Below are 14,803 nucleotides of genomic sequence, written 5' to 3' on the forward strand. Positions count from 1 at the left end.
TGATAAAATTTTTAAATATTTACATATTAGGTGTAGAAGATTCTATTTTATAAGTTAATAAATTTTTAAGGTTTTATTAAAGAAAAATTTATTTTTAAAGATTACAATAAAGATAGTATTTATGAGGTTAAAAATATAAATTTTGAAGGGAGATAAATTACAATTATGTGGACACTTTATCCGTTATTTTGTGCAATATTACCTTGTTTAATATACCAAATAATTGTTATAAGAAAAGTAAATTTAAAAGAAAAGAGGAGTTTAATAACACATCTAATATGGGTCTATGTTTTTTTATTTTATATTTACTTAGCACTTAGCAAAGCAGGTATTGGAAGTATATGGGATATAGGTAGATATGATGAAATTATTAGGCTAGATGAAATAAATTTAATTCCATTTAGTTCAAGTGGTGCTTTAACTTATATTCTAAACATCATCATGTTTATGCCTTTAGGATTTTTACTTCCTTTGATTTGGGAAAGATTTAGAAATTTTATTAGTATATTATGGACTGGATTAGTTTTTTCATTAGCAATTGAGATTTGTCAATTATTCAATCATAGAGCTACAGATATTGATGATTTGATGATGAATACTCTAGGTGCTATTTTGGGATATTTCATATGGATATGTATAAATAATTTATTTAATTATATAAGTAAAAAGACTCTCTTTTCATATCGATATGAACAAACTGTTAAAGATGAAATTGCTGTTGAAGCTGATGATGATACAAATAGAAAAGCTATTAATCTTCCTAAAAATGAAACTATTATGTACTTAATATTAGCTGTCTTAGGAGAATTTCTATTGTATAATTTTTATATCATTCCTTATTAGATAGTTTAATATATATTAAATTTACATTTTATTTTAATATTTATGTATAAATAAAATCCCCCTTCTTATTACATTAAGAATGGGGTATTTTATTCTTTAAAGATAATATATTTAAAAATAATCTTTTTATATTATTGATAATACGTATTTTCCCTTTTATATTTTATTGTTGCAAAAACAATATTTAAAATAATCTATAACTTTTAATTATAATTACCTTCAACAAAATTATTAAAATACTTTTCAAATCTTAACAGCCTAACATAATCGCCTTACTTAATTGGCATTTGAAATATTCGATTTACATTACATCTAACTTTATTAGCAGTTATATAATCATACTCAGTACCATTCTCAATAAAATTTTGTATCTTATCTAATACTTGTATTGCTCTCTCTTTACTTTCATAATCTCCTATCTTCCTAGTATTATACATATCTTCAAAGGTTACATATATTTGATTATCATTTATTTCAATTTTACTAACTTTCATTAAATTAGTTTTATCCTGGCTTCTAATTATTATCATTTCAACCTCTCCAATATATTTAATTTATTTTAAAATCATTTCCTTGTTATATACTATTTTGACATAATTAAAACTTTTACCATTACATACTTATATATCATCTTTCTCTTTTGTGAATTTCTTTAATTCTAAAATATTTACTAAATTAGTTCTCTTTTTTATTTCCATGATAAATCATCTGTTAATTATTCCAACACCATTATATAATCTATTTCACTTAGTAAAACTTATCCTTACCACCCTTCTCATGTTGATTTATACATTTGGTAATTGTATTAATAAAAATTTTTATTCAAATCATTTGCATCTTAAATCATTTATATCAAAACTCAATATTTTTACAAAGTGCACATCTCTTTTCTTATAAACTTAGTTTTATATTTCCTTCAAATAAATGTATTATAAGATTTATTTTTAATATTTTTATTACTTTTTTGATTTATTTTTAATAGCATCATTTTTAATTTTGATTTTTTGTATCCAACATATCACCTCTCCATAAATTACCACTTGTATAATTTATATTATATATATACAAACGGTAATTATCAATCTTTTTTCTTCTCTTTTATCTTTTTTTATATATTTTTGGTAATTTTATTTTACTTTTTAGTAAAATAACTTATAATTTCGGTAAGGAGTGATGTACATATGGAAAGTTTAGGAGATAGAATAGCAAAGTTAAGAAAAGAGTTGGATATAAATCAAAAGGAACTTGCTACTAAAGTTGGTATAACTGAAGCTAGTTTATCACGTTATGAAAATAATCTGCGAGAACCTAAAAGTGAAATAATAGTAAGATTAGCAAAAGCACTGAAGACATCTACAGATTATTTATTAGGTATAAATGAAAATACAAAAATAAATAGAGAAGACAAATTAATAATAGAAAGTTTATCAGTTAGTGAAAAAACAAAACAACTTTTAGAAAAGATATATTCACTTGAGGAAGAAGATAGAGAAGCTATAGAAAAAATGATTGATAATGCTTATATAAAGAGATTTTTAAAAGAAGAGAACTAATTCTCTTCTTTTACTTTTTCCAAGATTTCTAATAACAGTTCATAAAAATCAATATCTACACTCAATAAAAAATCTAATTTAATTCCTGTGTCTTTAATTTTTTCCTTTCTTATAATAGTAGTATTTGATTTTTCCACATGCACCATCCCCCAGCGAACCTATGTTCTTAATTTTGTTCAAAGATTCCCAACAAATTTTTAATAAAAATTATGTAATTATAATTTTTCCATTTCATAAAATATTTTTCTATTATCCAAAATTTTCTTGGATAATTATCTTAACTATATAATAATACTTTTATTCTACAGATGCAATAAAAAACTCGTAATTATAACAAAAAAATCTATTATTGTAGAATTTTGTATAATTTTTATGTTTTTATATATTTTTTAAGATAATTCTTATTATAAAATTTTGTATAAATATATAAATTTTTATGTTTATTTAATCTACTTTTTAGTACTTGATAAATTATAAAAAATACTGAAAATGATAGTTTACTAACTATCATTTTAAGTATTTTTTTGCCATTTATAAACATAATTAAAATCTACTTTCTAAGGGGCGAATAGATTTATCTGTCTGTGCTTCAAAATTCTCTCACAAAATAGTATTTCTCTTTTATTTAGTTCCTTAAAAATCATCAGTAAATAGTATCAAATTCACTATTATTCTCTGCTGCTTTTTCTTTTCAACAAATAAATTTATGTTATTCTATTTATATTTGTGTAGTAAATTTATTCAGCTTTAGACCATTTTTATTATTGAGAGTTTAAGTTTTCATGAGTTAATTATTGGAACTTAATTATTAGTGAAGATAAAGTTAATTTTCACTATAAGTATTATTTTTCAATATGTACTTACTATATAATTCTATTATTTATTTTCACTTTCAAGTTTTAATAAATAATCCTTTGTTTTTATTCCGCCCAAATAACCTCTCAAACTTCCATTAGAACCAATAAGCCTGTGGCAAGGTATAAAAATAGAGATAGGATTTTTACTATTGGCTAATCCCACTGCTCTATATGATTTAGATCTATTAATTGTATTCGCTAATTCTAGATAAGTTCTTGTTTCTCCATATGGAATTTTACAAAGTTCACTCCACACTTGTTTACTAAACTCACTTCCTGATGGATGTAATGGCAAATCAAATTTTTTTCTATCACCATTTAGATATTCACTTAACTGTTTATTTGCTTCTTTTATAATTTCAGTCTCTTTGACTGTGTATTTTTCACAAGATAATTCTTGCATACCAAAGAATAAATCTGTAATATAATTATTTTCTTCTGATATTCCTATCTTCCCAATTTTAGTTTCATAGTAAAATATATTTTTCATTAAATACTATATCCTTCCACATTTATTTTTACCTTCAGTTATATTAATAGTTTTACTTATTTATATCATATATTTTATCAACTTTTATTAAAAAAAACTTTAATACTCTTAAAAATAGTTATTTTATATAAAATCAATTAATAATCCTATATTACATAAATAATAAAAATAATTATATTTTCCTTCTTAAAACTATAAATCTATAAATTAATTAAAATTAATCAAAATTAATCAACAAGAAAGTCAGTAGAGCATAATGTATCAAACCGCACATTTTGCTCTACTGACTTTTATTACTTAACTAAAACTTCAATATTTTCATTTTTCCCATCTATAACTATAGTACAGCCATTATATATATCTCCAGCAATAAGTTTTCTTGCAATTATAGTTTCTAATGTATTTCCTATATATCTCTTAAGAGGTCTTGCACCATACACAGGGTCATAACCTTCTCTCACCATAACATCTTTAGCTGAATCTGTAACTTCAATAGAAATATCTTTTTCTTTTAATCTATTTTTTAAATCTTCCATAAATATGTCTATAATTTTCTTGATATTATCTTGGTCTAAAGGTTTAAACATTATAATATCATCTACTCTATTTAGAAATTCAGGTTTAAATCGATGCTTCATCTCATTCATTACAAGACTGTTAGTAGTATCTGTTATGTTTCCACCTGCTTCTAATAAATAATTACTTCCTATATTAGAGGTCATTATTATAAGAGTATTTTTGAAGTCTACAGTCTTACCTTTATTATCAGTAAGTCTACCATCATCTAATATTTGTAAAAACATATTAAATACATCTTCATGTGCCTTTTCTATCTCATCAAATAATATTACAGAATAAGGTGCACGTCTAACTGCTTCTGTAAGTTGTCCCCCCTCTTCATATCCTACATATCCTGGAGGAGGTCCTACTAATCTTGATACAGCATGTTTTTCCATATATTCAGACATGTCAATTCTAATTATATTATCTTCACTATCAAATAAATTTCTAGCAAGAGTTTTTGCAAGTTCAGTTTTTCCAACTCCTGTAGGTCCTAAGAATATAAATGAACCAATTGGTTTTCTTTCATCTTTTAGACCAGCTCTTGCACGTATTACTGCATTTGAAACTGCTGTAACTGCTTCATTCTGTCCAATAACTCTCTCATGAAGTTCATCTTCTAGCTTAAGTAGCTTTTCTCTTTCACCTTCAACTAATTTAGTTACTGGTATACCTGTCCACTTTGATACAATATTAGATATTTCTTCTTCTGTAACTTCTTCTTTTAAAAGTGAATTCTCAGAACCATCATTCATACTTTCCTCATATTTCTTTATTTGCTCTTCTAATTTAGGTATTTCACCATATTTAACCTCCGCTGCTTTATTAAAATCATATTCTCTTTCATATTTTTCAGCTTTCCCTTTAGCTTCATCTAATTGAGATTTTAAATTTTTAATATCTAATATTTGACTCTTCTCTTTTTCATATTTAGCAGTCATTTCATCATTTTTAGATTTTAACTCTGCTATTTCCTTTTGAATGTCTTCTAGTCTTGACTTACTCTTATCATCATTTTCTTTGAGTAAAGCTTCTCTTTCAGTTTCTAGTGTAAATAATTTTCTTCTAACCACATCTAATTCTGTTGGTAATGAATCTATTTCACTACGAATCATAGCTCCAGCTTCATCTATTAAATCTATTGCTTTATCTGGTAAAAATCTATCTTGTATATATCTATGAGAAAGTTTTGCTGCTGCTACAATAGCATTATCATGAATTCTTACTCCATGATGTATCTCAAATCGTTCTTTAAGTCCTCTAAGTATAGATATTGTATCTTCAACAGTAGGTTCTTCTGCAATTACAGGTTGGAAACGTCTTTCAAGTGCTTTATCTTTTTCTATATATTTTCTGTATTCATCAAAAGTAGTTGCACCAATACAATTTAACTCTCCTCTTGCAAGCATAGGCTTAATCAGGTTACCTGCATCCATTGATCCTTCTGTTTTACCAGCTCCAACTATAGTATGAATCTCATCTATAAATAATATGATTTTTCCATCAGAACTTTGAACTTCTTTTAAGACAGCCTTTAATCTTTCTTCAAATTCTCCTCTATATTTTGCACCAGCAATCAATGCACCCATATCAAGAGAGAATACTATTTTATCTTTTAATCCTTCTGGTACATCTCCTCTTACTATTCTTTCTGCTAAGCCTTCAACTATCGCAGTTTTACCTACACCTGGTTCACCAATTAATACAGGGTTATTTTTTGTTCTTCTCGATAAAATTCTTATAATTCTTCTTATTTCTTCATCTCTTCCAATTACAGGGTCTAACTTATTTTTTTTAGCTAAATCTACTAAATTTGTTCCATATCTAGCAAGCGCATCATATGTTCCTTCTGGGTCTTGCGTTTCTACCCTTTGACTACCTCTAACTTGTGATAAAACGTTTAAAAAGTCATTTTTATTTATATTATATTGTTTCAATATTTTACCAACAACTGATTTTGATTCTGTTTCCATCATTGCAAGCATAACATGCTCAACACTTATATATGAATCTTTAAATTCTTTAGAAATACTTTCTGCTTTTATAAGTACTTCATTTATTTTTCTAGTAGCTGACACTCCTTGTGAATCTGCTCCTTCTCCATATACTTTTGGAAGTTTATCCATTTCAAGGTTTACAGTATTTCTTAAAGAATCTATTGATATATTCATCTTTTCTATTATATTTGGTATTAACCCATCTTCTTGATTAATAAGTGCTGAAAAAAGATGAATTACATCTACTTGTTGGTTATGATTTTTTACTGCTTCATTATAAGCCTCATTTAAACTTTTTTGAACTCTTAAAGTCATTTTTTCTACGTCCATATAAATCCCTCCATTTTAATATTATATCCAAATAAATTAAATTCTCTCATTTATGATTATTGATTTTCTAAGCTCCAAAAGACTATCAAGCAAACTTTCATTTTTTTGTATGTCAAAACTTAATGTCAGATTAAAGGTTCCATCTGAGTTAAAAAAATCAAACACTTCTTTTGATTTTGCTTTTAGATATAAGTCTTCATCTATAAGTCTTTTTTCACCTATTAACAAATACTGGCATTTCTCTATAAAACTCTTTCTAAAATCAATAGTATATAGATTTTCTAAAAGATTATATTGGTAAATTGCAATATTATTAAACACTTTTAATAAATTTGAATTTACAAAATTGTAAATTTGATTATCGTTATACAGTGATATTTGTTCGTATATATACTCTCTAAATAAAGGATGAATGTTTTGTCTAAGTTTCAAAGTAACTTCGGCTGGTATTTCAAAATACAACTTCCAGTATTCAGAATTATTTTTTTCTAATATAAATGCTACTTTGTTTAAACTAGTGGGGCTAATCTCTTTTAATGTACATTCAAAATTATAATGTCTCAAACTAGTTTCTTCATTTTCAAATACATAATCAAACCACTGTAGAACATTTCTATCAAGTTTTAAACTCATATAAAAACCTTCTTCCTTATTTACTAACCTTATTAGGTCTTTTTATCTGATTATATTCTTCTAATAAACTTTCTTTATCAGCTCTATTTCCTTTATATGCTATATGTGGATTTATCATATACTCACCATTTTTTACTCTCTGTAAAAAATCTAATTTTTTTAGTTCTGTAAACAATGAAGACAAGGAAGTCTTTGGATATTCAAATTCACAAGATAATTCATGTAATGTTTTTCTAATCTTATTATTTTTATCCATAGAATTTATTAATTTTATTGGAATTAAATCTCTCTTAGTATACATTCCTTCTGCCACTTTGATATAATTTTTAAAGCAAACATTCATATATTTACTTTTGTTCATAATCAAATTTCTACTCTCTGTATATTCTTGATTTAAATCTTTTTTTAATGCCTTCTCTAAATTAAATATCTCTTCTCACTCTCCTTATCTCTAATTGATAATATAAATATATTACAAAAAAATATGTATGTCAAAAACAAAAACAGCAAAAGTTTATCTATAAAGTAAACTTTTATTTAGCCAGAAGCTAAACTTTATTATTTCTTAAAATTAGCATTTTCAATTTATTGGTAAGATTTTCGAATAATATTTGTAAATTTTTTTAAAAAATTTTAATATGCTCAATAAAATAGTCTTTCTATAAAGTAAAACTATTGAATGCATAATATTTCCAATTATTTTTTTTGTAGGCTTACTTGACATAGTATACATATATTTATATAATGTATATATACTATATATACAATTTAAGGAGGTGTCTAATTGAATATAGTTATTAGTAATTCAAGTGGCAAGCCAATATACGAACAAATTACTACACAAATTAAAAGTATGATTATAAGTGGAGAGTTGCCAGAAGGTACTGCTCTTCCAAGTATGAGATTATTAGCAAAAGAACTTAGAATAAGTGTAATTACTACAAAGCGAGCATATAGCGATTTAGAACATGATGGATTTATTGAAACAGTTACTGGTAAAGGTAGTTTCGTATCTGGCAAAAATATGGATTTTGTTAAAGAAGAACAACTTCGTTTAATTGAAGAATACCTACAAAAAGCAGTTGATACAGCTCAAAGTAGTGGTATTACATATGATGAGTTAAAAGATATTTTACTTTTATTATATAAGGGAGAATGATAATTATGGACGCAATAACTATAAAAAACCTAAACAAAGCTTACAAAAATTTTGCATTACAAGATGTATCTTTTTCAGTACCAAAAGGCTCTATAATGGGATTTGTAGGTGAAAATGGTGCAGGAAAAACTACTACATTAAAATCAATTTTAAATTTAATATCTTATGATAGTGGAAATATCGAAATTTTTGGTCTTGATAACATAAAAAATGAAAAAGAAATCAAAGAACAAATTGGTGTGGTATTTGAAGGAAGCAACTTTCATGAGAATTTAAATACAAATAATATCTCAAAAATTATGAGCCATATCTATAAAAACTGGGATGATACACTATTTAAAGAATATTTAAAAAAATTAAGAGTTCCAAATAATAAACTAATTAAAGAATTTTCAAAAGGTAATAAAATGAAACTTAGTATTGCTGTAGCTTTATCTCATAAACCAAAGTTATTAATATTAGATGAAGCAACTAGTTCACTTGACCCTATTGTAAGAGAAGAAATATTGGATATATTCTTAGATTTTATACAGGATGAAGAACATTCTATTATTTTATCTTCACATATTACAAGTGATTTGGATAAAATAGCAGATTATATTACATTTATACATAAGGGAAAAATTATATTTAGCGAAAGCAAAGATGAATTAATCGATACTATGGGTATCTTAAAATGTAGTTCTAATGATTTTGCTAAACTTACAAATGAAGATTATTCATATTATCGTAAAAGCCAGTTTGGATATGAAGTACTACTTAAAGACAAGTACAAATTTATTACAAAACATCCAAATCTTATAGTTGACAATACAACAATTGAAGAAATTATGTTATTTTATGTGAGAGGTGATAAATAGTGAAGGGACTAATTTTAAAAGACTTACTTAATTTAAAAGGCAATATAAAAATTATGATTTTATTTATGATTGTATTTGGATATATATCTTCTGTGGGAGATGGAAATAACAATAGTTTTATGGGTGTTATTATAGTTTTATGTACAACAATGATTGTCTCAACATTTTCATATGATGATTTAAATAAATGGGATAGCTATGTACTTACAATGCCTATCAAACGTAATGCTATTGTATTAAGTAAATATTTAACTATGTTAATATTTAGCTTTATAGGTGTATTTTTCTCACTTATTATTAGCATCGTTATTGGATATTTTAAAAATACACTTGTTTTAGATGAGACTTTAGTTATTACAGGATTAATTTTATCAATTTCAATATGTTTTGCCAGCCTTATTTTACCACTTATTTATAAATTTGGTACAGAAAAAGCTCGTTTATTAATGATTGCATGCTTTTTACTTCCTACTGCTGTATTATTAGGATTTAAAAGCCTTTTGGAAAGATTTAATTCAAGTATCTCTATTGAGATTATACTTAATACTTTAGTTTATTCTCTTCCATTTATTGCTATTTTTTTGTTTGTAATTTCATATTTTATTTCTACAAAAATTTATTGTAAAAAAGAAGTATAAAATATATTAACACCAGTTTTTATGTTTAAATAATTTTATAAAAATACTATCGAGGTAAAAGTTGATGGTATTTTTATTTTTTATTTCTACTAGGCTTTTTATTTTTTTATTATTTATTTGTTTAATAACATCCTATTATTTTCCAAATATACTGATATAATATAATTATCTGATAAATTTAGTTGACAATTATATTTTTAGGAGGGTACATATGTTAGGACAAAGATGTATGGATTATTTACAAACATTAGGAAAAATAAGTTCAACAACAACAGGTCTTACAAGACTTATATTAACTGATGAGCATAAAAAATCGATTGAATTAATAAGTTCTTGGATGAAAGGTTTGAATCTTGATGTTGAAATTGATGATATTGGAAATGTTATAGGTACATATAAATCTACTTTCTTAAACGCACCTACATTAGTAGTTGCATCTCATCAAGATAGTGTAAAATGCGGAGGTATATTTGATGGAATGCTAGGAATAATTGTTCCTCTAATTGGACTTGAGGAAGCTATAAATAATAATAAATCTTACCCATTTAATGTTAAAGTAGTTGCATTTGCTGAGGAAGAAGGTACAAGATTTGAAACATCTCTAATGGGAAGTAAAGTTTTTGCTGGTACTTTTAAAAAGGAGCTACTCAAATCTGTTGATGAAAATGGAATTACACTTGAAGAAGCTGTGACAAAATTTGGATTTGATACTAAAAATTTAATAAATTTACACCCTAGAAAAGATATTGATGCTTATTTAGAATTCCATATCGAACAAGGGCCTGTCTTAGAAAACAACTCTCTTCCTGCTGGGATTGTTTCAAGTATTACAGGATTTAAGAGTTTTAAAATATCAGTAAATGGCAAATCTGGTCATGCTGGAACATTACCAATGGATATGCGATTTGATGCTGGATGTTGTGCTTGTGAATGTGTATTAGCAATTGAAAATATAGCTAAGATAACTCCTGATTTAGTTGCTACAATTGGAAAGATGAATTTTTATCCATCATCATCAAATGTAGTTCCTGAAAGAGTTGATTTTACTCTTGACGTACGCTCATGTTCACAAGAAATTCTTGATATTTCAGTAATAAAAATATTTGATGAAATAACTCGTATATGTCAAAATAGAAAACTTAACTATACAAGTGAACTCTCTTTTGAAAATGTTCCTGTACCATGTTCTGATAAAATAACAAAAGTTATAGAAAAAAGTTTTGTAGATTTAAATCTCAACCCATTTTATATTTATAGTGGCGCTGGTCATGATGCTCAAGAAATGGATAATATAACTGATATAGGTATGGTATTTATAAGATGTACTGAAGGTATAAGTCATAATCCTAATGAAAATGTTACTGTGAATGATTTAGATATTGCGGTAAAAATATTTTTAAAAATACTAGATAATCTTAATCTAAGATAATTTTATGATAATACTCTCTATTCTGATGTATTAAAAAAAATGAAAATAAACATGAAGAAGGTAGCAACTAACCATAATTGCTACCTTCTAATTCTATTTATATATAAAAGTTGGTATCCCATCAAGAGTATCAAATCTATCATTTCCATTAGCTATATACCTTACTTATAATTATACATTCTATTCATAATTAGCTCATTTTAAATCATATATATTATACAATAGATATCTTTCTAATAGTGGAAATAAACATTCAAATTATTTTTAATATTTCTATTGATTTTTATTTATTTACCTTAAAAAACATAAAGGATACCAAAACTGATATCCCTTATAAATATTATATATTCATTTTTTATTATATTTCTAATTTAATATTCAACTTAACTCATAGAGTTAGAAAATTCTTCTCCTGCTGTAACAAGATTAGATAATAATACATCAGCCAGAGCATCATTAGCTGAACTTATTATCCACTTATTATCTTTCTTAGTACATTCAAACTCTACAGTTTTTGTTACAAAAGTTTCTTCAACACTTTTTTGCTTTTCTTTCATGATTGACACTAACATTTCAGTTGTTTTCTCATCTGTTAAATCTTGACCTGAAAAACTCATGCCAAGCATCTTTGTAAATGCTTCAGCTATTATTTCTTTAAGTAATGGTGTTGAATCTACAAACTTACACTCTACTTGAATTTTTGCATTATTATTTTTAATCTCACTGTCTTTTATTGTGTATGTTATTTTAGATGCATTATTTTTTAGATAATCTAAAACATACTGTGCACTTGGGTCTTCTGTTTCTAATTCTTTTAGTATATCCTTATATTTTTCATCATTATTTTCCATAACTTTGTTCATACCTTCAAAGTCAAATTTCTTTGCACTACTAAAAAAATTATTGATTGTATCTTCTGGTTTTGCACTTGAACATGCTGTCAAAGATATTGCTAATAAAAAAGTTGTTAAAAGTAATATGATTTTTTTCATATCTCAAATCCTCCCTCTTAATTTGTTGATACATAAGTTATTTTAACATATAATGAGGATTTTTAATAATATATTTAGAATATTTATCACTTTTATCAAAACATAAACCTAGATTAAAAAATATTTATATTAAATTATTATTCATATTTACATCAGTCATAGTAGAAACCATAATAGCCTTTATAGTATGCATTCTATTTTCTGCCTCTTCAAATACTTTTGAATACTTGGAATTAAATACCTCGTCAGTAACTTCTAATTCTGATAATCCAAACTTTTCATAAATTTCTTGACCAACTTTAGTTTCTAAATCATGAAAAGCTGGAAGACAATGTAAAAATATAACATTTTCATTTTCAGTTTTCTTTATCATATCCATATTCACTTGATAATCTTTAAGTTGATTTATTCTCGCTTCATATTGTTCTTCTTCTCCCATAGAAACCCATACATCTGTATATATAACATCAGCACCTTTTACATCATCAATATTTTCAGTTAACAATATATCTCCTTTAGACTTTTTAGATATCTCTCTCATATCTTCAACTAACTTTTCATTTGGCCAAAGCTCTTTAGGAGCAAGTGCTACAAAATGAATTCCCAATTTAGCACATCCTATCATCAACGAGTTACCCATATTATTTCTAGCATCCCCAACATACACAAATTTAACTTTATTTAAATCTTTATCTACATTTTCAGTTACTGTTAGAAAATCTGCAAGTATTTGAGTTGGATGATATTCATCTGTAAGGCCATTCCAAACAGGTACTCCAGAGTATTTTGCTAAACTTTCAACAGTTTCCTGTTTAAATCCTCTAAATTCTATACCATCATAAAATCTTCCTAAAACTTTTGCTGTATCAGATACAGATTCTTTTTTACCCATATGACAGTCATTGGGACCTAGGTAAGTTACATGAGCACCTTCATCATGAGCAGCTACCTCAAACGAACATCTAGTTCTTGTTGATGTCTTCTCAAACAATAATGCTATGTTTTTGCCTTGCAATAAATCTCCTTTTATACCAACCTTCTTCTTAGTTTTTAAATAACTAGATAGAGTTAATAAATATCTAATTTCCTCTTTAGTGAAATCCTTTAATGTTAAAAAACTCTTTCCTTTTAAACTTATATTATTCATATTGATTTTCCCCTTTTTGTAAATTTATTTAAATGCTACTCAATCTTTAGTTTCATATATTTTTATATGCCTTCATTCTTATTCTAATAATATATCTTCTAAAAGCTTAATTAACTTCTAGTAGTATATCTTTTAAAATTTCAAGAGCTTCATTTATCTCCTTATAGCTAATTGTTAAAGGCGGTAAAAATCTAAGTACATTCTTTCCAGCAGTCAAAACAAGTAATCCTTTTTTTCTAGCTTTTTCTTCTATAATGTTAGATTCAATAGTAGTTTCTACTCCTATCATCAAGCCCATACCTTTTGTTTTTACTACGATTGTACTATTAAAATTTTCAATAGATTTTCTTATATAATCCCCTTTTTCTAATACATCTTCATAAAATCCTTCTTTAGATATTTCATCTAACACAACAGAAGCTGCCACCATAGCTAATAAATTACCTCCAAATGTTGTACCTTGATCTCCTTTACCTAAAACTTTTGAAAATTTTTCATTTACTAATACTCCTCCTATTGGTATTCCTGCTCCTAAACCTTTTGCAATTGTAACAATATCTGGTTTTACATCAAAATATTCATATCCAAACAGTTTACCTGTTCTTGCTATACCACATTGAACTTCATCAAAAATTACTGCTATGTCTTTTTCTTTACATATTTTTACAAGTTCTAAAATATAATCTTTTTCAAGAACATTAACTCCACCTTCGCCTTGAACTGCTTCAAGAATTACTGCACAAACAGTTGAATCAATATTATTTTTAAAATCTTCAATATCGTTTTTTTCTACATATTTAAAGCCTTTGGGAAGTGGATAAAAATATTTATGATACTTATCCATGCCAGTTGCCATCAAAGACATCATTGTTCTACCATGAAAAGAATCCTTTAAACTTATAATTGTCCCTCTTCCCTTACCATATTTATCACTACTATACTTTCTTGCTATTTTAAAAGCAGTTTCATTTGCTTCTGTTCCAGAGTTGCAAAAATATACTTTATCCAATCCACTTGTATTAATTATTTTTTCTCCTACAGACAATACTGGACCATTGAAATATAAGTTTGATGTATGTAATAATTTGTCCACTTGGTTCTTTAAGGCAGTTTTTAGATTATTATTACTATATCCAAGAGAGGATACTCCATATCCGCTTGTAAAATCTATATATTTATTGCCTTTAGTATCAAAAAAGCAACTACCTTCGCCATAGTCTATAATAAAATCAGGTTGGCTATATGTATTTATGAAATATTCCTCCCATTTTGAAACTATACTATTGTTATTTATATTCATTTTTATCATCCTCA

General features: G+C 25.8%; 15 protein-coding genes. 6 read left to right on the forward strand and 9 right to left on the reverse strand.

Annotated elements, in window-relative coordinates; translation table 11 throughout:
• Nucleotides 1-165 precede the first annotated feature (165 nt).
• Complete coding sequence (locus KGF41_RS03530) at nt 166-843, forward strand: VanZ family protein (protein WP_227827966.1); 678 nt, start codon at nt 166-168, stop codon at nt 841-843.
• Nucleotides 844-1,115: 272 nt separating this feature from the next.
• On the opposite strand, the gene KGF41_RS03535 is transcribed toward KGF41_RS03530, so the two are convergent.
• Nucleotides 1,116-1,373, reverse strand: a complete 258-nt coding sequence (locus KGF41_RS03535; RefSeq protein WP_227827965.1) for a hypothetical protein — start codon at nt 1,371-1,373, stop codon at nt 1,116-1,118.
• A 651-nt stretch (nt 1,374-2,024) separates the two neighbouring features.
• Here KGF41_RS03535 and KGF41_RS03540 point away from each other — a divergent pair.
• Entirely contained in the window at nt 2,025-2,396 is a 372-nt protein-coding gene (locus KGF41_RS03540) for a helix-turn-helix domain-containing protein (RefSeq protein ID WP_227827964.1), read from the forward strand.
• On the opposite strand, the gene KGF41_RS03545 is transcribed toward KGF41_RS03540, so the two are convergent.
• From KGF41_RS03545 to KGF41_RS03565, 5 genes are all read right to left on the reverse strand, one after another.
• The gene (locus KGF41_RS03545) at nt 2,393-2,533 is read right to left on the reverse strand and encodes a hypothetical protein (protein WP_227435245.1); all 141 of its coding nucleotides are present in this window, start codon (nt 2,531-2,533) and stop codon (nt 2,393-2,395) included. The genes KGF41_RS03540 and KGF41_RS03545 overlap by 4 nt on opposite strands.
• A gap of 739 nt (nt 2,534-3,272) precedes the next feature.
• Nucleotides 3,273-3,743, reverse strand: a complete 471-nt coding sequence (locus KGF41_RS03550; RefSeq protein WP_227841616.1) for a methylated-DNA--[protein]-cysteine S-methyltransferase — start codon at nt 3,741-3,743, stop codon at nt 3,273-3,275.
• A 293-nt stretch (nt 3,744-4,036) separates the two neighbouring features.
• Nucleotides 4,037-6,631 (reverse strand): ATP-dependent chaperone ClpB, encoded by a 2,595-nt coding sequence (gene clpB, locus KGF41_RS03555; RefSeq protein ID WP_227856362.1) that lies wholly within the window; start codon nt 6,629-6,631, stop codon nt 4,037-4,039.
• A gap of 36 nt (nt 6,632-6,667) precedes the next feature.
• Nucleotides 6,668-7,264, reverse strand: a complete 597-nt coding sequence (locus tag KGF41_RS03560; RefSeq protein ID WP_227827961.1) for a hypothetical protein — start codon at nt 7,262-7,264, stop codon at nt 6,668-6,670.
• A gap of 16 nt (nt 7,265-7,280) precedes the next feature.
• Nucleotides 7,281-7,625, reverse strand: a complete 345-nt coding sequence (locus tag KGF41_RS03565) for a replication/maintenance protein RepL (protein ID WP_227840955.1) — start codon at nt 7,623-7,625, stop codon at nt 7,281-7,283.
• A gap of 423 nt (nt 7,626-8,048) precedes the next feature.
• On the opposite strand from KGF41_RS03565, the gene KGF41_RS03570 reads away from it, so the two are divergent.
• The 4 genes from KGF41_RS03570 to KGF41_RS03585 all read left to right on the forward strand — a co-directional run bounded on the left by KGF41_RS03570 (nt 8,049) and on the right by KGF41_RS03585 (nt 11,350).
• Nucleotides 8,049-8,423, forward strand: coding sequence for a GntR family transcriptional regulator (locus KGF41_RS03570; protein WP_227827959.1), 375 nt, complete (start codon nt 8,049-8,051; stop codon nt 8,421-8,423).
• Complete coding sequence (locus KGF41_RS03575) at nt 8,420-9,283, forward strand: ABC transporter ATP-binding protein (protein WP_227841091.1); 864 nt, start codon at nt 8,420-8,422, stop codon at nt 9,281-9,283. Before KGF41_RS03570 ends, KGF41_RS03575 begins: the two co-directional genes overlap by 4 nt.
• Nucleotides 9,283-9,921: an ABC-2 transporter permease gene (locus tag KGF41_RS03580; RefSeq protein ID WP_227827957.1), complete on the forward strand. Its 639-nt coding sequence runs from the start codon at nt 9,283-9,285 to the stop codon at nt 9,919-9,921. The genes KGF41_RS03575 and KGF41_RS03580 overlap by 1 nt, the downstream gene beginning before the upstream one ends.
• Nucleotides 9,922-10,132: 211 nt before the next feature.
• Nucleotides 10,133-11,350: a M20 family metallo-hydrolase gene (locus tag KGF41_RS03585; RefSeq protein ID WP_227841092.1), complete on the forward strand. Its 1,218-nt coding sequence runs from the start codon at nt 10,133-10,135 to the stop codon at nt 11,348-11,350.
• Between the two features lie 383 nt (nt 11,351-11,733).
• Here KGF41_RS03585 and KGF41_RS03590 read toward each other — a convergent pair whose 3' ends face one another.
• The 3 genes from KGF41_RS03590 to KGF41_RS03600 form a co-directional block, all read right to left on the reverse strand.
• On the reverse strand, nt 11,734-12,342 hold the full coding sequence (locus KGF41_RS03590; RefSeq protein ID WP_227841615.1) for a DUF4878 domain-containing protein: 609 nt from the start codon (nt 12,340-12,342) through the stop codon (nt 11,734-11,736).
• Nucleotides 12,343-12,466: 124 nt separating this feature from the next.
• On the reverse strand, nt 12,467-13,489 hold the full coding sequence (gene argF, locus KGF41_RS03595) for an ornithine carbamoyltransferase (protein WP_227827954.1): 1,023 nt from the start codon (nt 13,487-13,489) through the stop codon (nt 12,467-12,469).
• Between the two features lie 106 nt (nt 13,490-13,595).
• Nucleotides 13,596-14,789: an aspartate aminotransferase family protein gene (locus tag KGF41_RS03600; protein ID WP_255611308.1), complete on the reverse strand. Its 1,194-nt coding sequence runs from the start codon at nt 14,787-14,789 to the stop codon at nt 13,596-13,598.
• Nucleotides 14,790-14,803: the final 14 nt, after the last annotated feature.

Origin of the sequence: Clostridioides sp. ZZV14-6150 (assembly GCF_020657875.1) — a bacterium.
Taxonomy (GTDB): domain Bacteria; phylum Bacillota; class Clostridia; order Peptostreptococcales; family Peptostreptococcaceae; genus Clostridioides.

Excerpts from the sequence above, each read along its gene's own strand:
- KGF41_RS03535 (WP_227827965.1), bottom strand. The coding sequence starts at position 1,373 with ATGATAATAATTAGAAGCCAGGATAAAACTAATTTAATGAAAGTTAGT.
- KGF41_RS03540 (WP_227827964.1), top strand. The coding sequence starts at position 2,025 with ATGGAAAGTTTAGGAGATAGAATAGCAAAGTTAAGAAAAGAGTTGGAT.
- KGF41_RS03530 (WP_227827966.1), top strand. The coding sequence starts at position 166 with ATGTGGACACTTTATCCGTTATTTTGTGCAATATTACCTTGTTTAATA.
- clpB (WP_227856362.1), bottom strand. The coding sequence starts at position 6,631 with ATGGACGTAGAAAAAATGACTTTAAGAGTTCAAAAAAGTTTAAATGAG.
- KGF41_RS03550 (WP_227841616.1), bottom strand. The coding sequence starts at position 3,743 with ATGAAAAATATATTTTACTATGAAACTAAAATTGGGAAGATAGGAATA.
- argF (WP_227827954.1), bottom strand. The coding sequence starts at position 13,489 with ATGAATAATATAAGTTTAAAAGGAAAGAGTTTTTTAACATTAAAGGAT.
- KGF41_RS03600 (WP_255611308.1), bottom strand. The coding sequence starts at position 14,789 with ATGAATATAAATAACAATAGTATAGTTTCAAAATGGGAGGAATATTTC.
- KGF41_RS03565 (WP_227840955.1), bottom strand. The coding sequence starts at position 7,625 with ATGAACAAAAGTAAATATATGAATGTTTGCTTTAAAAATTATATCAAA.
- KGF41_RS03590 (WP_227841615.1), bottom strand. The coding sequence starts at position 12,342 with ATGAAAAAAATCATATTACTTTTAACAACTTTTTTATTAGCAATATCT.
- KGF41_RS03585 (WP_227841092.1), top strand. The coding sequence starts at position 10,133 with ATGTTAGGACAAAGATGTATGGATTATTTACAAACATTAGGAAAAATA.
- KGF41_RS03560 (WP_227827961.1), bottom strand. The coding sequence starts at position 7,264 with ATGAGTTTAAAACTTGATAGAAATGTTCTACAGTGGTTTGATTATGTA.
- KGF41_RS03575 (WP_227841091.1), top strand. The coding sequence starts at position 8,420 with ATGATAATTATGGACGCAATAACTATAAAAAACCTAAACAAAGCTTAC.